This is a genomic window from Kitasatospora sp. NPDC087271, assembly GCF_044744605.1.
In the GTDB taxonomy this organism is placed as follows: Bacteria; Actinomycetota; Actinomycetes; order Streptomycetales; family Streptomycetaceae; genus Kitasatospora.
Genome location: NZ_JBIUYQ010000017.1, coordinates 103,946 through 124,342 on the forward strand (window position 1 = coordinate 103,946; position 20,397 = coordinate 124,342).

The 20,397-nt window shown below is 72.7% G+C and carries 10 protein-coding genes; 7 read left to right on the forward strand and 3 right to left on the reverse strand.

Annotated features, from left to right (window positions below):
• Window positions 1–89 precede the first annotated feature (89 nt).
• Window positions 90–1,307 carry a hypothetical protein gene (locus ACIO9K_RS26275; protein ID WP_363622307.1) on the forward strand — a complete coding sequence of 406 codons (1,218 nt, stop codon included), beginning with the start codon at window positions 90–92 and terminating at the stop codon, window positions 1,305–1,307.
• Here ACIO9K_RS26275 and ACIO9K_RS26280 read toward each other — a convergent pair.
• Window positions 1,274–2,488, reverse strand: coding sequence for an acyltransferase family protein (locus ACIO9K_RS26280; RefSeq protein ID WP_400333567.1), 1,215 nt, complete (start codon window positions 2,486–2,488; stop codon window positions 1,274–1,276). The two genes, ACIO9K_RS26275 and ACIO9K_RS26280, sit on opposite strands and share 34 nt — an antisense overlap.
• Before the next feature lie 193 nt (window positions 2,489–2,681).
• On the opposite strand from ACIO9K_RS26280, the gene ACIO9K_RS26285 reads away from it, so the two are divergent.
• Window positions 2,682–5,714 (forward strand): bifunctional [glutamine synthetase] adenylyltransferase/[glutamine synthetase]-adenylyl-L-tyrosine phosphorylase, encoded by a 3,033-nt coding sequence (locus ACIO9K_RS26285; RefSeq protein ID WP_371516738.1) that lies wholly within the window; start codon window positions 2,682–2,684, stop codon window positions 5,712–5,714.
• A gap of 76 nt (window positions 5,715–5,790) precedes the next feature.
• Here ACIO9K_RS26285 and ACIO9K_RS26290 read toward each other — a convergent pair whose 3' ends face one another.
• The gene (locus tag ACIO9K_RS26290; RefSeq protein ID WP_363580884.1) at window positions 5,791–6,756 is read right to left on the reverse strand and encodes a phosphatase PAP2 family protein; all 966 of its coding nucleotides are present in this window, start codon (window positions 6,754–6,756) and stop codon (window positions 5,791–5,793) included.
• Window positions 6,757–7,072: 316 nt separating this feature from the next.
• On the opposite strand from ACIO9K_RS26290, the gene pulA reads away from it, so the two are divergent.
• The 5 genes from pulA to ACIO9K_RS26315 all read left to right on the forward strand — a co-directional run bounded on the left by pulA (window position 7,073) and on the right by ACIO9K_RS26315 (window position 19,456).
• Window positions 7,073–12,574, forward strand: a complete 5,502-nt coding sequence (pulA, locus tag ACIO9K_RS26295; RefSeq protein ID WP_400333571.1) for a pullulanase-type alpha-1,6-glucosidase — start codon at window positions 7,073–7,075, stop codon at window positions 12,572–12,574.
• Window positions 12,575–13,124: 550 nt separating this feature from the next.
• Window positions 13,125–15,461 carry a M4 family metallopeptidase gene (locus ACIO9K_RS26300; protein WP_400333574.1) on the forward strand — a complete coding sequence of 779 codons (2,337 nt, stop codon included), beginning with the start codon at window positions 13,125–13,127 and terminating at the stop codon, window positions 15,459–15,461.
• A gap of 253 nt (window positions 15,462–15,714) precedes the next feature.
• Entirely contained in the window at window positions 15,715–17,454 is a 1,740-nt protein-coding gene (locus ACIO9K_RS26305) for a carbohydrate-binding module family 20 domain-containing protein (RefSeq protein ID WP_363622295.1), read from the forward strand.
• A gap of 159 nt (window positions 17,455–17,613) precedes the next feature.
• Complete coding sequence (locus tag ACIO9K_RS26310) at window positions 17,614–17,838, forward strand: hypothetical protein (RefSeq protein ID WP_363580892.1); 225 nt, start codon at window positions 17,614–17,616, stop codon at window positions 17,836–17,838.
• An 85-nt stretch (window positions 17,839–17,923) separates the two neighbouring features.
• The gene (locus ACIO9K_RS26315) at window positions 17,924–19,456 is read left to right on the forward strand and encodes an AMP-binding protein (RefSeq protein ID WP_400333578.1); all 1,533 of its coding nucleotides are present in this window, start codon (window positions 17,924–17,926) and stop codon (window positions 19,454–19,456) included.
• A gap of 50 nt (window positions 19,457–19,506) precedes the next feature.
• Here the strand turns inward: ACIO9K_RS26315 and ACIO9K_RS26320 are convergent, their stop codons facing one another.
• Window positions 19,507–20,250 carry an SDR family oxidoreductase gene (locus ACIO9K_RS26320; protein WP_363622291.1) on the reverse strand — a complete coding sequence of 248 codons (744 nt, stop codon included), beginning with the start codon at window positions 20,248–20,250 and terminating at the stop codon, window positions 19,507–19,509.
• Between the last annotated feature and the right edge of the window lie 147 nt (window positions 20,251–20,397).

Sequence of the window (20,397 nt, forward strand, 5' to 3'; positions counted from 1 at the left end):
CGCTTCCCCAATGGCGGTATGTGAAGATCCTGTGACGGACAGTTGTGGTCCGATGGGCGTGCTCGTCCGTTCCGTCCCGAGAGGATCCCATGCCCTCCTCCGCTGTCAGCCGCGCCGCCGCGGCCCGCCTGCTCGCCCGCCGGGCCGTCGTCGCGGGCGCCGCCCTCGCCGCCGTCGCGAGCCAGCTGCTGGCCACCCCGGTCGCCGACGCCCGTGGCTCCGGCTCCGGTTCGTCGAACCCGCGCCCGCGCGCCGAGACCATCGCCGAGAACCCGCTGCCGTTCACCACCCGCTTCCAGGGCGACTTCCACGGCTCCGTCACCAGGATCAGCAACTCGCTGATGACCTGTGACGAGACCAAGCCGCCGGTCGACCCGGCGCAGCCGCCCTGCGAGGACGCCCGCAAGGGCCTCGGCAGCATGCCGATCAACAACAAGTACGAGATGAAGTACATCAACATCGACCCGGGCTCCATCGGCCCGCTCGGTGACCCGATCTACTCCGCCAGCTCCGCCGACCTCGGCCTGATCGACGGCTCCAAGGTCAAGTACGCCCGGCTGTACTGGGGCGGCACCCGAGGCATCGGCGACACCGTGCTGCCGGAGAACCAGATCGACGAGGTGTACCTCAAGGTCCCGGGCGAGAAGCAGTACCGGGACATCGCCAACGACCAGCCGTCCATCGGCTACATCACCACCGACGTGGAGAGCAGCTACCAGGCCTCCGCCGACATCACCGACCTGGTCAGGAACGCCGGCAACGGCACCTACACCGTCGCCAACATGGACTCGGTGGTGAAGCCGCACAGCTGGGGCGGCTGGACGATCGTCGTCGCGTACGAGAACGACTGCAAGCCGATGCGGCACATCCACCTGTGGGACGGCTTCCAGGTCGAGCTGCCGGACAGCCCGACGCGGCAGATCAAGCTCACGGGGCTGCAGACGCCGCAGAGCGGTCAGCTCCACGGCAAGCTCGGCTGGGTGGTCTACGACGGCGACCTCAAGTGGACCGGTGACACCCTGTCGGTCAAGTCCACCAACGGGCCCGAGACGCTGTTCTCCGACATCAACCACGCGCCGGACGACGCCTTCAACTCCACCATCGAGGAGTTGACCCCGGAGGACCAGTTCGCCCGCAACCCGTACAACCGCAACAACTTCGGCTACGACTCCAACCGCTGGGACATCTCGCCGTACCTGCGCAACGGGGACACCGACCTCACCACCACCTTCAACACCCAGAAGGACGGCTACGACATCGGCGTCTTCTACGCCTACGTCAACCTGGACGGCTCCACCGACGCCTGACCGGCCGCCGCCCGGCGCCGCTGCCGACCCACCCGCACCGCGCGGGCCGGCAGCGGCGCCGCCGCGTTCCCGCCGGGCCGGCGTGGCGAGCCGCGCAGCAGCCGCTCGCACGGCCGCTCCACCCAGCGGTACAGGCCCGCCGCCACCGCCAGCGACCCCCCGGCCAGCAGCAGCCAGACCCCGAGCGCCGCCGCCCCGGGCGCCGGGCGGCCCGACTCGGCGAGCCAGCAGCGGATGCCGATCTCGTGCACCAGGTACCAGGCGTAGGACCACTCGCCGAGCCGCACCGCCGCCCGCCCGGCCAGACCTCGCCCGGCCGGTCCCCGTCCGGCCGGGCCCCGTTCGCCCGGCGGCCGGGGTGCCGCACCGGCCGCGTCCCGCTGGGCCGCCGCCACCAGCAGCGCCGCGAACAGGGCCGCCGGCACCAGCTGGGAGGCGCTGTACGGGCCCCACCACAGCGCGTCCGGGACGGCCGCGTGCCAGGGCGCCAGCAGCAGGTGCCAGCCCGCCACCGCCGCGGCCGCCGCGCCCAGCCGCACCCGGGGGAGCAGCCCGTGCCGCACCGCCAGCCCGACCGCCACCCCGAGCACGAACTGCGGGGTACGGGCCAGCGGCAGGTAGTCCAGCAGCCAGCCGCGCACCGTCGGATCGGCCGGCAGCAGCGGGCCCGCCGCCCACAGTGCCGGGCCGAGCGCCGCGCACACCGCCGCCACCGGCAGCCAGGCGCGGCGGCGCGGCGCCAGCAACCGCAGCAGCAGCGGGAACAGCAGGTAGAACCAGGCCTCGGCGCCCAGCGACCAGGACGCCGGATTGCCGCCGTACACCGTCGCCTGCGCCCACGGGTGCACCAGCAGCAGCGACCAGAGCGCGGCCGCCACCGGCAGCGCCGTGCCGATCGCGGCGTCCGCGCCCAGCGACAGCACGGTGCTCAGCACGTGCAACGGCCAGATCCGGGCGAACCGGCGGCGGGCGAACGCCCCGGCGGGGACGGGCGAGCCGCCGTACGTCCAGGCCAGGACGAAACCGGACAGGACGAAGAAGAACGTCACCCCCGAGCGCCCGTACCAGGCGAGCGGATCGAGTACCGGCAGCCCTCCGACCTTGCGGGACAGGTGGTAGAGCACCACCAGCAGGGCCGCCCAGAAGCGCAGCCCGGTGAGCGAGGGCAGGCGGCTGGGCATCGGCGCTCCGGGATGGGACGGGATGGGCGGGGTGAGGCGGTCGGCGCCGGGAGAACGAGCGCGGCGGGCCCGAGGTCACGGACGGGCGGCGCGGCGCGCGGCGGCGGGCCGTCCGGTGGTCGTGTCCGGTGGTCGTGTCCGGCGCCGGGCCGTCAGGGCGCGTAACCTGCTGGGGCGGACGGATGGAGGGGCCATGGCGGTGGACGAGCAGCGGGCCGGGAGCCGGGTCAGCCGGCCGGAGATCAGGCTGGTCAGGCGCGGGTTCACCGACCCGGCGCAGGCGGTGCGGCTGCTGGCGGGCCCCGGCCTGGAAGGCCTGGCCGACGACCCCGTGCTGCTGGACGCGCTCGGCGCCACCGCCGACCCCGACCTCGCCCTGTTCGGCCTGGCCCGGCTGCTGGAGGCCGCCGACGAGGCCGAACGGCGCACCCTGCGCGACACCCTCACCACCTCCAAGCCGCTGCGCGACCGGCTGCTCGGCGTGCTCGGCGTCTCCACCGCGCTCGCCGACCACCTGGCCCGGCACCCGCACGACTGGCACATGCTGGTCACCTTCGAGCTGCGCGACATGCACCCCGGCCCGGAGGACTTCCGCCGCGCGCTCGCCGAGGGCGTCCGGCGCGGCCGGGAGGGCGGCCGCAGCCCGGCGGACGCGCTGCGCGTCGCCTACCGCCGCTGCCTGCTCGCCATCGCCGCCCGCGACCTCACCGGCACCACCGACCTCGCGCAGACCGCCGCCGAGCTCGCCGACCTGGCCGGCGCCACCCTGCAGACCGCCCTGGACCTCGCCGCCGAGCAGGACCAGGACGCCGCCCGGGCCTGCCGGCTCGCCGTGATCGGCATGGGCAAGTGCGGCGGCCGCGAACTCAACTACGTCTCCGACGTGGACGTCATCTTCGTCGCCGAGCCGCGCGAGGGCGTGGACGAGCACGAGGCCGTCAAGGCCGCCACCCGGCTCGCCGCCGCCCTCACCCGGCTCTGCGCGGACACCACCGGCGAGGGCACCATCTGGCCGGTGGACGCCAACCTGCGCCCCGAGGGCCGCAACGGCCCGCTGGTGCGCACCCTGGCCAGCCACCTCGCCTACTACCAGCGCTGGGCCAAGACCTGGGAGTTCCAGGCGCTGCTCAAGGCCCGCCCGGTCGCCGGGGACGCCGAACTCGGCGCCGCCTACCTGGAGGCGCTGGCCCCGATGGTCTGGCAGGCCGCCGCCCGGGACAACTTCGTCACCGACGTGCAGCAGATGCGCCGCCGGGTGATCGACTCGATCCCCGCCACCGAACTGGACCGCCAGCTCAAGCTCGGCCCCGGCGGGCTGCGCGACGTCGAGTTCTCCGTCCAGCTGCTCCAGCTGGTGCACGGCCGCACCGACCCGGCGCTGCGCAGCGGCAACACCCTGGAGGCGCTGGCCGCGCTCTCCCGCGGCGGGTACGTCGGCCGGGCGGACGCCGTCTCGCTGGACACCGCCTACCGCTTCCTGCGCTCCCTGGAGCACCGGATCCAGCTCTACCGGCTGCGCCGCACCCACCTGATGCCCACCGGCGCGGAGGACCTGCGCCGGCTGGCCCGCTCGCTGGCCGCGCTGATCAACGACGACACCCGCTCCGACCCGGTGGCCGCGCTGCAGCGCGAGTGGAAGCGGCACGCGGTCGAGGTCCGGCGGCTGCACGAGAAGCTGTTCTACCGGCCGCTGCTCGACGCCGTCGCCGAACTGCCGCCGGGCGCGGCCGGGTTGACCCCGGACGCGGCCCGGGCCCGGCTGGAGGCGCTGGGCTACGCGGACCCGGCCGCCGCGCTGCGCCACCTCAGCGCGCTCGCCTCCGGGGTGAGCCGCAAGGCCGCGATCCAGCGCACCCTGCTGCCGGTGCTGCTCGGCTGGTTCGCCGACTCGGCCGACCCGGACGCCGGGCTGCTCAACTTCCGCCAGGTCTCCGACGCGCTCGGCCGCACCCCCTGGTACCTGCGGCTGCTGCGCGACGAGAGCGCCGCCGCCGAGCAGCTGGCCCGGGTGCTGTCGGCCGGCCGGCTCGCCCCCGACCTGCTGCTGCGCGCCCCCGAGGCGGTCGCCATGCTGGGCGACCCGCAGGGCCTGGCGCCGCGCGGCCGGGCCGCCCTGGAGCAGGAGATACTGGCCGCCGTCGGCCGGGCCGGATCCACCGCCGCGGCCGTCGCCGCCGCCCGCTCGGTGCGCCGCCGGGAGCTGTTCCGGACCGCCGCCGCGGACGTCCTCGGCCGCCTCGGCGATGACCCGGCCGAGGCGCTGGACACCGCGGGGGAGGCGCTGACCGCGATCAACGCCGCCACCCTCCAGGGCGCGCTGCGCGCCTGCACGGCCGGCTGGGAGGCCGAGCACGGCGACCTGCCGACCCGGATCGCGGTGATCGCGATGGGCCGGTTCGGCGGCCACGAGCTGGGCTACGGCTCGGACGCCGACGTGCTCTTCGTCCACGAGCCGCTGCTCGGCTCGCTGGAGCAGGACGCCGCCCGGGCCGCCCAGGCGGTCTGCAACGAGCTGCGGACCCTGCTCGGCGCGCCGTCCACCGAGCCGCCGCTGCTGGTCGACGCCGACCTGCGGCCGGAGGGGCGCAGCGGCCCGCTGGTGCGCACCCTCGCCTCGTACGCGGCGTACTACCGGCGCTGGTCGCACGCCTGGGAGAGCCAGGCGCTGCTGCGGGCCGAGCCGGTGGCCGGGGACGAGGAGCTGGGCGCGCGGTTCCGGCAGCTGATCGACCCGTTGCGCTACCCCGGTGTCGGGGTGCCGGAGCGGGACCTGGTGGAGATCCGCCGGATCAAGGCGCGGATCGAGGCCGAGCGGCTGCCGCGCGGCGCCGACCCGACCACGCACACCAAGATCGGCCGCGGCGGGCTGGCCGACGTGGAGTGGACGGTGCAACTGCTCCAGCTCCAGCACGGGCACGAGCTGCCGGCCCTGCGCACCACCCGGACCAGGGCCGCGCTGGCGGCCGCCGCCGGAGCCGGGCTGGTCGGGCGCTCGGACGCGCAGGTGCTGGACGCGGCCTGGGTGCTGGCCTCCCGGGTGCGCTCGGCGGTGATGCTGGTGCGCGGGCGGCCCGGCGACAGCTTCCCCGGGGAGGCCCGGGAGCTGGCCGGGGTGGCCCGCTACCTCGGGTACGGCGCCGGGCACAGCGGCGAGCTGGTGGACGACTACCGGCGGACCACCCGGCGGGCCCGGGCGGTGGTGGAGCGGCTGTTCTACGGCGGCTGAGGCCGGCGGCCGAGGTCCGGGCACGCGAAAGGGGCCCCGGGTGGGGGCCCCTTCGGTTCGTCCGGGTCCGGCAGCTCTACCGGCGGGCGCCGGTCGCCGCGGGTTCGCTCCACTGCTCGGGGACGGTGATCGGCTCCTCCGCCGCCTCCCGGGCGGGCACCTGGGGCAGTTTGTAGACCCAGGAGTGGTACAGCCAGCGGGCGGTGAGGAAGCCCACGGCCAGGCAGAGCTCGCCGCCGACGGCGTCCATCCAGAAGTGGTTGGCGGTCGAGACGATCACCGCCAGGGTGGCCAGCGGGTAGAGCAGGCCGAGCACCCGGACCCACGTCCGGCGGGCCAGGTAGAAGATGGCCAGCCCGCACCACATCGACCAGCCGATGTGCATCGAGGGCATCGCCGCGTACTGGTTGGACACGTGCGCGGCGGGCCCGGAGGCCATCGAGCCCCAGGTGCCGTGCACCTTCACGGTGTCGATGAAGCCGCCGTCGGTCATCAGCCGGGGCGGTGCGAGCGGGAAGAAGAAGAAGCCGATCAGGGCGATCGCGGTGGTGGCGAACAGCACGGTGCGGGCGGCGACGTAGCGGCCGGGGTGGCGGCGGTAGAGCCAGACCAGCACGCCGATCGTCACGACGAAGTGCAGCGTCGCGTAGTAGTAGTTCATCCCGGTGATGAGCCACCCGACGCTGTTCGCGGCGTGGTTGATCGAACGCTCGACGGCGATGCCCAGCGACTGCTCCAGGTCCCAGATCCAGCGCGCGTGCTTCTGGGCTATCGAGGCCTGTTCCGGGACGGCGTTGCGGATGATCGAGTAGATCCAGTAGCTGATCCCGATCAGGGCCAGTTCGAACCAGATCTTCGGCCGGGCCGGTGAGCGCCGCTGGTCGCGGATGCGGCCGCGCAGTGCGGCGATACGGGACTGAGTGGCGCGGGCGGCTCCGTCGGGCAGGCGTCCCGAGGAGGCCGGCCGTGCTCCGGAACCGTCACCACGCGCCGCTTCGGCGCGCTGTTCGCGGCCGTGCTGGATCTTGGTCGGTTCCCCCATGGACGAGAAGTCTGCCAGACGTCCCGTCGCCGTCCGATCATCCCCTGGCAGTGGATTCTTCACCGGCTGTCCCCCTTGAGGGCTAGGGGGCGGCTCCCACCGGGGTAGGGGGTGCGGTCGGGTCTGGTGCTTACCGGCGGGACAGGCATACGTCCCATTGTTACGCCGACCGCTCGAAGGGCGTAATCGGGGTGGCGGCAACGGTCCTGGCCTGGAGTTTCCCGGAACGAAACGGTTTCTGCATCTTGCTGAAACATATTGCAGGCCGCTAGCTTCCAGGGAACTCGCTCACCCCTTCCCCTAAGGGAGACCCTCAGTGGCCGATGTCCGGCTCCGCCCCCGGCGGAGCACCCCCCGACGCAGACCCGGCCGCACGGCCGTCCTGCTGGCCGCCGCACTGACCGCCGCCACCCTCGGCAGCGCGCCCGCGGCCCTCGCCGCCGCCCCGCCGGCCCCGCCCTCGGACGCCGCCCTGGCGGCCACCGCAGGGCGGCACGACCTCACCCGCGAGCAGTTCTACTTCGTCCTGCCCGACCGCTTCGCCGACGGCGACCCCGCCAACGACACGGGGGGCATCACCGGCGGCCGGCTGGACCACGGCTTCGACCCGGCCGACAAGGGCTTCTACCACGGCGGCGACCTGGCCGGCCTGATCCAGCGGCTCGACTACATCCAGAACCTCGGCACCACCGCGATCTGGATGGCCCCGATCTTCAAGAACAAGCCGGTCCAGGGCAGCGGCGACCAGGCCTCGGCCGGCTACCACGGCTACTGGATCACCGACTTCACCCAGGTCGACCCGCACTTCGGCACCAACGACCAGCTCAAGGACCTGATAGCCAAGGCCCACGCCCGCGGCATCAAGGTCTTCTTCGACGTCATCACCAACCACACCGCCGACGTCATCGACGACGCCGAACAGCAGCACGGCTACCGCTCCGTCGGCGCCTACCCGACCCTCGACGCCGACGGCAACCCCGTCGACGAGACCGCGATCGCCGACGCGGGCGCGCCCTGGCCGCGGCTCACCAAGGACTCCTTCCCCTACACCCCGGTCTTCCGCAAGCCCGCCGACGCCACGGCCAAGACCCCGTCCTGGCTCAACGACCCCGCGCTCTACCACAACCGCGGTGACTCGACCTTCGTCGGCGAGTCCGCCACCGAGGGCGACTTCAGCGGCCTGGACGACCTCGACACCCAGAACCCCCGGGTGGTGAAGGGCTTCGAGAAGGTCTACCAGCAGTGGGTCAAGGACGCCGGCGTGGACGGCTTCCGGATCGACACCGTCAAGCACGTCAACATGGCGTTCTGGCAGCAGTGGGCGCCCGCGCTCAAGGACTTCGCCGCCAAGCAGGGCAACAAGAAGTTCTTCATGTTCGGCGAGGTCTACTCCGGCGACCCGGCGATCACCTCGCCGTACGTCACCAAGGGCAAGCTCCAGGCCACCCTGGACTTCCCGTTCCAGGGCGCCGCCCGCAGCTACGTCTCCCAGGGCGGCTCGGCGAAGAACCTCGCCGACGTCTACGGCCAGGACTACCGCTACACCACCGCCGACACCGACGCGTACGAGCTGCCGACCTTCCTCGGCAACCACGACATGGGCCGGTTCGGCTCCTTCCTGCTCGCCGACAACCCGGGCGCCGACGAGGCCACCCTGCTGAAGAAGGACCGGCTCGGCAACGAGCTCCAGTTCCTCACCCGCGGCCAGCCCGTCGTCTACTACGGCGACGAGCAGGGCTTCACCGGCGCGGGCGGCGACCAGGACGCCCGGCAGGACATGTTCGCCTCGAAGACGCCCTCCTACAACGGCGACCGGGTGCTCGGCGGCCCCTCCGGCCCGGCCGACCGGTACGGGCAGGGCGGCGCGCTCTACCAGGACGTCGCCGCGCTGGCCAAGCTGCGCCGCGACAACCCGGCGCTCGCCGACGGCGCCCAGATCGAGCGCTACGCCGCCGACGGCGCGGGCGTGTACGCCTTCTCCCGGATCGACGCCGGGCAGCGGACCGAGTACCTGGTGGCGGTCAACAACGCCGCCGAGGCGAAGACCGTCACCCTGGACACCTTCTCCGCCGGGATGGGCTTCGACCGGATCTACCCGGCACCGGGCGGGAAAGCGACCTCCGGCGCCGACCGCAAGGTCACCGTGACCGTGCCGGCGCTCTCCTCGGTGGTGTTCAAGGCGGGCGCAGGCCTCGCACCCACCACGGCGGCGCCGCAGCTCTCCGTGCAGCCCCCGGCCGACGGTTCGAGCGGCACCGTCACCGTCGGCGCCACGACCGGCGGCGGCTTCAACCGCGTCACCTTCGCCGCCCAGATCGGCACCGGGCCCTGGCAGACCCTGGGCACCGCCGACACCGGGCGGAACCTGGTCACCCAGGACCTGAGCGCCACCGCCCCCGGCACGGTCGTCCGCTACAAGGCCGTCGTCCAGGACTCCAGCGGCCGGCTGCGCTCCGCCACCGCGAGCTTCACCACCGGCGCCCCCGCGCCCAAGCCGGTGCCCACCGCCGGCGCCCGCCCGTACGCCGTCGTGCACTACAACCGTCCGGACGGCGACTACGACGGCTGGAACCTCTACGCCTGGGGCGACCTCGCCGACGGCGAGGCCACCCCGTGGCCCGCCGGGCACGCCTTCACCGGCCGGGACGCGTACGGCGCCTTCGCCTACGTGAAGCTCAAGCCCGGCGCCTCGGACGTCGGGTTCGTCGTCGAGAAGAACGGCGTCAAGGACGTCGACGCCGACCGCCACGTCGACGTCGGCGCCACCGGCGAGGTCTGGCTCCGGCAGGGCGACCCGGCCGTGCGCACCGCCGACCCGGGCCCGGTGAACACTCCGCCCGCCAACACCGCCGTCCTCCACTACAACCGGGCCGACGGCGACTACGACGGCTGGGGCCTGCACGACTGGACCGGCGCCGCCACCCCCACCGACTGGGGCAAGCCGCTGATGCCGGTGCGCCGCGACGCCTTCGGCGCCGTCTTCGAGGTGCCGCTGGCCCCCGGCGCGACCAGCCTCAGCTACATCCTGCACAAGGGCAACGACAAGGACCTGCCCACCGACCAGTCCCTGGACCTCGCCGTCGACGGCCGCGAGGTGTGGCTGCTCGGCGGCCGCGAGGGCCACCTGCTGCCGCAGAACGCCGCCGCCTCCGCGCAGGTGGACCTCGGCACCGCCAAGGCCCAGTGGATCGACGCCAGGACCGTCGTCGTCCCGGCGGCCTACGGCGCGGGCGACGCCGCCCTGGCCGGCGGCACCAGCGCCCAGCTGGTGTACGACCCCGAGGGCGGCATCCGCGCCGACAAGGGCGTGCTGACCAAGCCCGGCCGGTGGATCCGGCTCAACGCCGCCCAGGGCGGCCTGACCGCGGCGCAGAAGGCCGCGTTCCCGCACCTGGCGGGCTACCGGGCCTTCACCGTGGACGCCCGGGACACCGCGCGCGTCCCGGCCGCGCTGCGCAGCCAGCTGCTGTTCACCGAACACCTGCCCAGCGGCGCCGTGCTGGCCGCCACCGGCGTGCAGACCCCCGGCGTGCTGGACGACCTCTACGCGCGCCGCACCGGCCGGGTGGACTTCGGCCCGGCCTACTACAACGGCAAGGTGGCGCTGTCGGTGTGGGCGCCGACCGCGCAGGAGGTGTCCGTCCAGGTCTTCGACGGCGCGACCGGCGGCACCCCGAAGACGCTGCCGCTGAAGCTGGACGACGAGACCGGCGTCTGGGAAGTCGTCCGCGACAAGGGCGAGTTGGACGGCAAGTACTACCTGTACCAGGTGAAGGTCTGGGCGCCCTCCGTCCAGCAGGTGGTGGTCAACACCGTCACCGACCCGTACTCGGTCGCGCTGTCCACCGACTCCAGGCGCAGCCTGGTCGCCGACCTCGCCGCCAAGGAGCTCAAGCCCGCGGGCTGGGAGGAGCAGAACGTCCCCGAGGCCGTCCCGCCGGCGCGGCAGCAGATCCAGGAACTGCACGTCCGGGACTTCTCGGTGGAGGACACCACCGTCCCGGCCGCCGAGCGCGGCACCTACCTGGCGTTCACCGAGTCGCAGTCGGCCGGCATGCGGCACCTGCGGGAACTCGCCCAGGCCGGGGTGACCACCGTCCACCTGCTGCCGACCTTCGACATCGCCACCATCCGGGAGAACCGGGCCGATCAGAAGCTGCCGGCCTGCGACCTCAAGTCCCTGCCCCCGGACGGCCCGAAGCAGCAGGAATGCGTGGCGGCCGTCGCCGCCGACGACGCGTACAACTGGGGCTACGACCCGTTGCACTACACCGTGCCGGAGGGGTCGTACGCCACTGAGCCGACCGGGGTGGCGCGCACCGTCGAATTCCGGCGGATGGTGCAGGCGATGCACGAGGCCGGGCTGCGGGTGGTGCTGGACGTGGTCTACAACCACACCGCCGCCAGCGGCCAGGCCGAGCACTCGGTGCTGGACAAGGTCGTCCCCGGCTACTACCAGCGGCTGGACGACAACGGCAAGGTCACCGCGGACAGCTGCTGCGCCGACACCGCGCCCGAGCACGCCATGATGAACCGGCTCGTGGTCGACTCGGTGACCACCTGGGCCCGCGAGTACAAGGTCGACGGCTTCCGCTTCGACCTGATGGGCCTGGATCCGAAGTCCACCATGCTGGACGTGCAGGCCGCGCTGCGGAAGATGACGCCCGCCTCGGACGGCGTCGACGGGAAGAACGTCTTCCTCTACGGCGAGGGCTGGAACTTCGGCGTCGTCGCGAACAACGCCCGGTTCGAGCAGGCCACCCAGCTCAACCTGGCCGGCACCGGCATCGCCACCTTCGACGACCGGCTCCGCGACGCCGCCCGCGGCGGCAACTTCATGCTCAACTCCGCCCCGCAGCAGGGCTTCGCCTCGGGCCTGTACACCGACCCCAACGGCTCGCCCGCCAACGGCACCCCGCAGGAGCAGAAGGACCGGCTGCTGCACCAGATGGACCAGCTGAAGGTCGGACTGACCGGCAACCTGGCCGGCTACTCCTTCACCGACAGCTCGGGCCGGGCCGTCACCGGCGCGCAGGTCGACTACAACGGAGCCCCGACCGGGTACGCGGCCAAGCCGGGCGAGGCGGTGGAGTACGTGGACGCCCACGACAACACCGACCTGTTCGACGCGCTCGCGTACAAGCTGCCGACCGGCACCGCGCCCGCCGACCGGGCCCGGATGCAGGCGCTCGGGCTCTCGCTCACCGCGCTCACCCAGGGCGCGGGCTTCGCCCAGGCCGGCAGCGACCTGCTGCGCTCCAAGTCGCTGGACGCCAACTCCTACGACTCGGGCGACTGGTTCAACGCCATCCACTGGGACCCGTCGCAGGGCAACGGCTGGGGCCGCGGCCTGCCGCCGGCGGCCGACAACAAGGAGATGTGGCCGACCGCGCAGTCCCTGCTGGCGAACCCGCGGCTGACCGTGGGGGCGGCCGAGATCCGCGCGACCTCCGCGCAGTACCAGGAGTTCCTGCGGATCAAGCGCTCCTCGCCGCTGTTCTCGCTGCCCACCCTGGCCGCCGTCCAGCAGCGGCTGTCCTACCCGCTCTCCGGCACGCCCGGTGAGACGCCCGGGGTGATCACCCTGCACCTGGACGGCACCGGGCTGAAGGGCGCCGAGAAGGGCGTCACCGTGGTGTTCAACGCCACGCCCACCGCGCAGGCGCAGACCGTGGCGGCCCTGAAGGGGACGGGCCAGGCCCTGCACCCGGTCCAGGCGGGCGGCGCGGACGCGGTGGTGAAGCAGTCCGGCTTCGACGCCGTGACCGGCACCTTCACCGTGCCGGGCCGCACCGTGGCGGTGTTCGTCCAGGGCTGATCGACGAACGCCGGAACCCCCGGGTCCCGCACCGCCGTTGTGGCGGTGCGGGACCCGTTTCGTTTTGGCCGCCCGGTGGCCGGAAAGCACCGATGGCACGGCCGGAAGCGTGATGTGCCGCGTCCGCCCGGCGCCGTCGGCCACCGGGTGGTGCGGGCGGGGGCCCTGAGCGCTGGTCAGTGACTTCCGGAAGTGATCGAACATTCCCCGGATCATGAAAACCGTGTTCATGAGTTCTCAAAGGGGTAACACAACTGATGAACAGTCATGCATACGGTTTCGGTAATGAATCGGCCATTCCGTGGCATGCATCTGTCATTAACGACTCGTTTGCTGCCACGATTCCTGCGGCTGCAGACGAGGGGGCCCCACCCCCCGGTGCGGCTGACCAGTTCAGGTGCAGCGCGTCCCAAACCTGCCACGACTTGTGAGCACCGCAATCGCACCCCCGTCGCACACCCCGGGCGGGGGCCCCCACTGCGCCGCAACCCTGCGGCCCAGGTTTCTCTCCACCGGCGCGAACCCCGCGCCGGTCGGAAAAGGAGTCCGCATGTCCCGTTACGCTCACGCCCGGAAGGCCGCGGTTGTCATGGCCGCAACCACCGCGCTGCTGGTGACCGGCATACCGGTCATCGCGCAGGCCGCGACGCCCGACGCCCCGTCCGCCGTCGCCGCCCAGCAGTCGGACCGGGCCGCGCTGATCGCCTCCGCGAACCAGCAGTCCGCGTCCTTCGCCCAGGCCCTGGGCCTGAGCAGCCAGGAGAAGCTGGTCACCAAGGACGTCGTCCAGGACACCAACGGCGGCCGTCACCTGCGCTACGAGCGCACCTACGCCGGCCTGCCGGTGCTCGGCGGCGACCTGATCGTCCACCAGGACGCCGCGGGCGCCACCAAGAGCGTGACCAAGGCCAGCGAGGCCGACCTCAGCGGCGTCAGCACCACGCCGGCCCAGGCCGCCCCGAAGGCCCAGGCCGCCGCGCTCGCCGCCGAGCAGGGCGCCGCCGTCGACACCGCGCCGCGCCTGGTCGTCTGGGCCGCCGACGGCACCCCGAAGCTCGCCTGGGAGACCGTCGTCTCCGGCCGCGAGTCCGACGGCACCCCGAGCAAGCTGCACGTGGTCACCGACGCCGCGACCGGCGACGTGCTCAGCAAGGCCGACGGCATCAAGCGCGGCTCCGGCAACGGCGTGTTCGTCGGCAACGTGCCGCTGACCACCACCCAGAGCGGCTCGACGTACTCGCTGAAGGACGCCACCCGCGGCGGCCAATACACCACCGACATGAAGAACGGCACCTCCGGCAACGGCACGCTGTTCAGCAAGTCGAGCGACACCTGGGGCAACGGCCAGGCCAGCAACCGCGAGTCCGCCGCCGTGGACGCCCAGTTCGGCGCGGCCGCCACCTGGGACTTCTACAAGAACACCTTCGGTCGCAACGGCATCCGCAACGACGGCGTCGGCGCGATGAGCCGGGCCCACTACGACACCGGCTACGTCAACGCGTTCTGGGACGACAGCTGCTTCTGCATGACCTACGGCGACGGCTCGGGCGACACCCACCCGCTCACCGAACTCGACGTCTCCGGCCACGAGATGAGCCACGGCGTCACCTCGGCCACCGCCAACCTGAACTACTCGGGCGAGTCCGGCGGCCTCAACGAGGCCACCTCGGACATCTTCGGCTCGATGGTCGAGTTCTACGCCAACCTGCCCGCCGACAACCCGGACTACCTGATCGGCGAGCTGATCGACATCAACGGCAACGGCACGCCGCTGCGCTACATGGACAAGCCCTCCAAGGACGGCACCTCCGCCGACTCCTGGTACTCGGGCGTCGGCAACCTGGACGTGCACTACTCGTCCGGTGTCGCCAACCACTTCTTCTACCTGCTGGCCGAGGGCAGCGGCGCCAAGGTGATCAACGGCGTCAGCTACAACAGCCCGACGGTCAACAACATCACCGTCGGCGGCATCGGCCGGGACAAGGCCCAGCAGGTCTGGTACAAGGCGCTGACCGCGTACATGACCTCCACCACCAACTACGCCGCCGCCCGCACCGCGACCCTGAACGCGGCCACCGACCTGTACGGCGCGAACAGCGCCGAGTACAACGCGGTCGCCACGGCCTGGGCCGCCGTCAACGTCGGCTCGCTGCCCAACCCCGGCGGCATCACCGTCACCAGCCCGGGCAACCAGTCGACCGCGGTCGGCGGTGCGGTGAACCTCCAGATCAAGGCCTCCGGTGGTACCGCGCCGCTGTCGTACAGCGCCACGGGCCTGCCGGCCGGGCTGGCGATCAACGCCTCCACGGGTGCGATCACCGGTACCGCCACCACGGCGGGTTCGTCGAACGTGACGGTGACGGTGAAGGACTCGGCGGGCAAGTCCGGTACGGCGAGCTTCACGTGGACGGTGACCGGTGGCGGTGGCGGCACCTGCACGCCGGCGCAGCTGCTGGGCAACGCGGGCTTCGAGACGGGCTCGGCGGCGCCGTGGACGACCAGCTCCGGCGTGGTGGACAACAGTTCCTCGCAGGCGGCGCACGGTGGTTCGTGGAAGTCGTGGCTGAACGGCTACGGTTCCTCGCACACCGACACGCTGGCGCAGACGGTGACGATCCCGGCGGGCTGCAAGGCGACGCTGAGCTTCTGGCTGCACATCGACACGGCTGAGTCGGGCAGCACCGCGTACGACAAGCTGGCCGTGTCGGTGAACGGCACCACGCTGAAGACGTACTCCAACGCGGACGCCGCGGCGGGCTACCAGCAGCGGACCTTCGACCTCTCGTCCTACGCGGGCCAGACGGTCACCCTGAAGTTCACCGGCACCGAGGACGCCTCGCTGCAGACGAGCTTCGTGATCGACGACACCTCCATCCAGACCGGCTGAGTCCGGACCGGGCCCCCGCGGGCCCGGTGAACCAGGACAGGTGAGGGGCCCGGCGGCTACGGCTGCCGGGCCCTTGTCGTGCGTCCGGGCCCAGGCGGTGCAGAAACGTTCCTCCCGAGCCCTTGACGCTCTCTCCCGGCGGCCCTAGGTTCAGCGCTGCAAGTTTCCGGCAAGTTACAGAAACTTCCTGCATAGCTCTTCCCGCACGGCTCACCCCCGGCTGCCCCCACCCCAGCCACCCCCAGGAGACGACGTGGTCACCACCGCCCCCACCCGCCGGACCGCCCGCGCGGCCGGCGCCCTCGCCGCCTCGGCGGCCCTCGCGCTCTCGCTCGCCACCTCCCTCGGCGCCCCCGCCGCCCAGGCCGCCCCACCCGCCGACAACGGCAAGGACGTCACCGCCACCCTCTTCGAGTGGCGCTTCGACTCGGTCGCCCAGGCCTGCACCTCGACGCTCGGCCCGAAGGGCTACGGCTTCGTCGAGGTCTCGCCGCCCCAGGAGCACATCCAGGGCCCGCAGTGGTGGACCTCCTACCAGCCCGTCAGCTACCGGATCGCCGGGCGGCTCGGCGACCGGACGTCCTTCAAGAACATGGTCGACACCTGCCACGCCGCCGGGGTCAAGGTCATCGCCGACGCCGTCGTCAACCACATGACGGCCGGCTCCGGCACCGGCACCGGCGGCACCGCGTACACCAAGTACACCTACCCCGGCACCTACCAGGACCAGGACTTCCACACCTGCCGCCAGCCGATCACCAACTACCAGGACCGCTCAAACGTGCAGAACTGCGAGCTGGTCAACCTCGCGGACCTGGACACCGGCAGCGCGTACGTCCAGCAGACCATCGCCCGCTACCTGGACGACCTGGGCTCCCTCGGCGTCGACGGCTACCGGATCGACGCCGCCAAGCACATCGCCGCCGGCGACCTCGCCGCGATCAAGGCGAAGACGGCCAACCCCAAGGCCTACTGGGTGCAGGAGGTCATCTACGGCGCCGGCGAACCGGTCCAGCCCACCGAGTACACCGGCACCGGCGACGTCGACGAGTTCCGCGTCGGCACCGACCTCAAGCGGATGTTCACCAGCGACAAGCTCGCCAACCTGTCCGGCTGGGGCGCCTCCTGGGGGTACCTGCCGAGCGGGCAGGCGCGCTCCTTCATCGACAACTGGGACACCGAGCGCAACGGCTCCACCCTCAACTACACCTACGGCAACACCTACACGCTGGCCAACGTCTTCCTGCTCGCCTCGCCGTACGGCGCGCCCAACGTCTACTCCGGCTACGCCTTCACCAACAACGACGCCGGCCCGCCCAACGGCGGCACCGTCAACGCCTGCTACCAGGACGGCTGGAACTGCACCCACGCCTGGCGGCAGATCGCCAACATGGTCGGCTTCCGCAACGCCGTCGCGGGCACCGGCGTGACCAACTGGTGGTCCAACGGCAACAACGCGATCGCCTTCGGCCGCGGCAACAAGGGCTACGTCGCGCTCAACCACGAGAGCGGCCCGATCACCCGGACCTTCCAGACCGGGCTCGCGGCCGGCACCTACTGCGACGTCCAGCACGGCGACCCGCAGCCGGGCGGCGGCTGCACCGGCCCGACCTACCAGGTGGGCGCCAACGGGCAGTTCACCGCGACGGTCGGCGCGGGCGACGCGATCGCGCTGTACGTCCCGGGCGGGTCGGCGAACGCCTCCGGCGCCTCGTTCAACGTCAACGCGACCACCGTCAACGGCCAGAACGTCTACGTGGTCGGCGACATCGCCGCGCTCGGCGGCTGGGACCCGGCCAAGGCGCTGCCGCTCTCCTCGGCCGGCTACCCGGTCTGGTCGCTGTCGCTCGCGCTGCCGGCCGGCACGGCCTTCCAGTACAAGTACGTCCGCAAGGACGCGAGCGGCGCGGTGACCTGGGAGTCCGGGGCCAACCGGACGGCGACCGCGCCGGCCTCGGGCCTGGTCACCCTGAACGACACCTGGCGGCCGTAGGGCCCCGGGCGGCGCGCCCGTGACACCTCCGTGACACCTCCGGGCCGCCCTCGGGCCGCCCCTGGACCCCCGTCAGCCTGGCCTGACGGGGGTCCCTCGTGCGAGTGGCCGTGCCGGTTCAAACCTCGGCCGACGAAGCGGCGCTGACACGATCGCGGGATGAGAACCACCCCCCTCGTCCTCGACCTCGAACTGTGCGGCGGCCGCTGGGACGGCCACCGCAAGCGCGTCAACGCCGCCGCCCCGCCGCCCGCACTGCGGATGCTGCTCCGGGCCCGCCTGCCCGCCGCGGAGAGCGGCGAGTACTGGCCGACCACCAGCGTCTACCGGCTGGACGGCGACCGCGCCGGCTCGCTCCGCTACCGCCACTCGCACGACGAGTGATCACCATCGGGTATAACTCCCGGCCCTGGAAAAGGGGTTGGGTTAGGGTGGGGACATGGTTGCGAACTGCAAGGAAGAAGTGGCCGTGAACGAACCGGAGTTCGTCAGCGCTCCCGCCCTGATTCTTCAGTCCCTCGCCGCCGACCCCGACCGACGGGCCATCACCACCGCCGACGGCGTCGAACTCACCGCCGGCGACTTCGCCGCCGCCACCTACCGCCTCGCCCACGAGCTCGTCGCCCGGGGCGTGGTGCGCGGCGACACCGTGACCCTGCTCGCCGGCAACACCGCCGAGGCGCTGAGCGCCCGTTACGCGGCAGGCCTCGCGGGTGCGCGGGTGGTGAACCTCTACGACGGCATGAGCGCCTCGACCCTGGCCGAGATCGCGACGAGCGTCGACACCGCCGTCCTGCTCGTCGACGCCGAACGGTACCCGGTGGCCGCCGAGTTGCTGCCCCTGATCGACGTGCCGGCCGTCCTGCGTCTCGGCCCCGGACCGGACGCGATCGGCGAGGACGTGATCGCCGCCTCCGCCCACCGGCCCGCCGAGCCGCCGGCCGTCCGGGTCGGCCCGGACGACGACTGGGGCATCCGGCACACCGGCGGGACCACCGGAATCCCGAAGGGCATCCGGAGCCTGCACGGCGCCTACCGAAAGGTCTTCGACGCCCCCGGCCGCATGGCGAGCGACGCGCCCCGCTTCCTCGCCGCCACCTCGCTCGCCCACCTCGCCGGGCTCTTCTCCGACCTGACGCTCCACCACGGCGGTGCGGTCGTCCTCCAGCGCTCGTTCGACCCCGGCGCGGTGCTGGCCGCGATCGAGCGCGAACGCATCACCGACCTGTGGGTGCTGCCGCCGCTGCTCTACCAGCTGCTCGACCACCCGGCGATCGGCCGCACCGACCTGTCCAGCCTGCGCCGGGTCTCGTACGGCGGCTGCGCGGCCTCGCCCACCCGGGTGCGCGAGGCGCTCAAGGTGTTCGGGCCGGTCCTGTGGAGCGGCTACGGGCAGTCGGAGGCGCAGAACATCTGCATGCTCGCCCCGCACGAGCACGACCGGGTCGGGCACGGCGGCCAGATCGCGGTCGGCCGACCCCTCCCGGGCATCGAGGTGGTGATCCGGTCCGCCGACGGCGCCGAGCTGCCCACGGGGGAGCAGGGCGAGATCCACGTCCGCTCGGACACCGTCATGGCCGGGTACTGGAAGCGGCCCGACCTGACCGCCGAGGTGCTGCGCGACGGCTGGCTGAACACCGGCGACATCGGCTACTTCGACGCGGACGGCTACCTCTACCTGGCCGACCGGCTCAAGGACAAGATCATCGTGGTCGGCGGGCACGTCTACCCGTCCGAGGTCGAGGACCTGCTGCTCACCCACCCGGCGATCGCGCAGTGCGCGGTCTTCGGGGTGCGCGACGCGCAGGAGGCGGAGCACGTCCACGTCGCCGTCGTCGCCGCGTCGGGGCAGCGGCCGGACCTGGAGGAGGTCCGCGCGTTCGTCACGGCCCACAAGGGGCGGATCTACGCGCCGGAGGCCCTGCGCGTCGTGGCCGCGATCCCGCTGACGGCGGTGGGCAAGCCGGACAAGAAGCGACTGCGCGAGTCCGTGGCGGACTGACGGCGGGAGGCCGACGGCGGACCTCCGGCGGGCAGCCCGGGGACAGGGCCCTAGCCCCGCCCGACGTACGGCATGGCGGTCGCCATCACGGTGGCGAACTGCACGTTGGCCTCCAGCGGCAGTTCGGCCATGTGTCGGACGGTGCGGGCCACGTCGGCCACGTCCATGGTCGGCTCGACCGCGATCCGCCCGTCCGCCTGCCGCACCCCGGTGTTCATCGCGGCGGTCATGTCGGTCGCCGCGTTGCCGATGTCGATCTGCCCACAGGCGATCCGGTACGGGCGGCCGTCCAGCGACAGCGACTTGGTCAGCCCCGTGACCGCGTGCTTGGTCGCGGTGTAGGCGATCGAGTGCGGGCGCGGGACGTGCGCCGAGATCGAGCCGTTGTTGATGATCCGGCCGCCCTGCGGGGCCTGCGCCTTCATCTGCCGGAACGCGGCCCGGGCGCAGAGGAACGCCCCGGTCAGGTTGAGGTCGACCACCGCCCGCCAGGCCTCGACCTCCAGGTTCTCCACCGGCACGGCCGCGCCGAAGGTGCCGGCGTTGTTGAACAGCAGGTCCACCCGGCCGAAGCGCTCGACGGCTCCGGCGAACAGCGCGTCCACCGCCGCCGGGTCGGTGACGTCGGTCGGCACCACCGCGGTCGGGGTGCCGCCCAGGCGGGCGGTCTCCCGCAGCGGCTCGGCCCGCCGGCCGGCCAGCACCAGCCGCCAGCCGGCCGCGGCCAGTTCGGCCGCCACGGCCCGGCCGACTCCGCTCCCGGCTCCGGTGACGACGGCGATCTGCTGGGGCATGGCGTTCTCCTGGGTCTGCTCGGGTCTGCTCGGGTCTGGTGGGCTTCGGCTTCGGCTTCGGCTTAGGCTGGGCGCGGGTCGGTCGGGGCGTGAGCCGATCGTTGCGGATGCGGCGGCCGCCGTCACTGGTCGAAGGCCCCAAAATTC

Coding starts and splice junctions, on each gene's coding strand:
- ACIO9K_RS26275 (WP_363622307.1), top strand. CDS start 90: ATGCCCTCCTCCGCTGTCAGCCGCGCCGCCGCGGCCCGCCTGCTCGCC.
- ACIO9K_RS26280 (WP_400333567.1), bottom strand. CDS start 2,488: ATGCCCAGCCGCCTGCCCTCGCTCACCGGGCTGCGCTTCTGGGCGGCC.
- ACIO9K_RS26285 (WP_371516738.1), top strand. CDS start 2,682: ATGGCGGTGGACGAGCAGCGGGCCGGGAGCCGGGTCAGCCGGCCGGAG.
- ACIO9K_RS26290 (WP_363580884.1), bottom strand. CDS start 6,756: ATGGGGGAACCGACCAAGATCCAGCACGGCCGCGAACAGCGCGCCGAA.
- ACIO9K_RS26300 (WP_400333574.1), top strand. CDS start 13,125: ATGTCCCGTTACGCTCACGCCCGGAAGGCCGCGGTTGTCATGGCCGCA.
- ACIO9K_RS26310 (WP_363580892.1), top strand. CDS start 17,614: ATGAGAACCACCCCCCTCGTCCTCGACCTCGAACTGTGCGGCGGCCGC.
- ACIO9K_RS26320 (WP_363622291.1), bottom strand. CDS start 20,250: ATGCCCCAGCAGATCGCCGTCGTCACCGGAGCCGGGAGCGGAGTCGGC.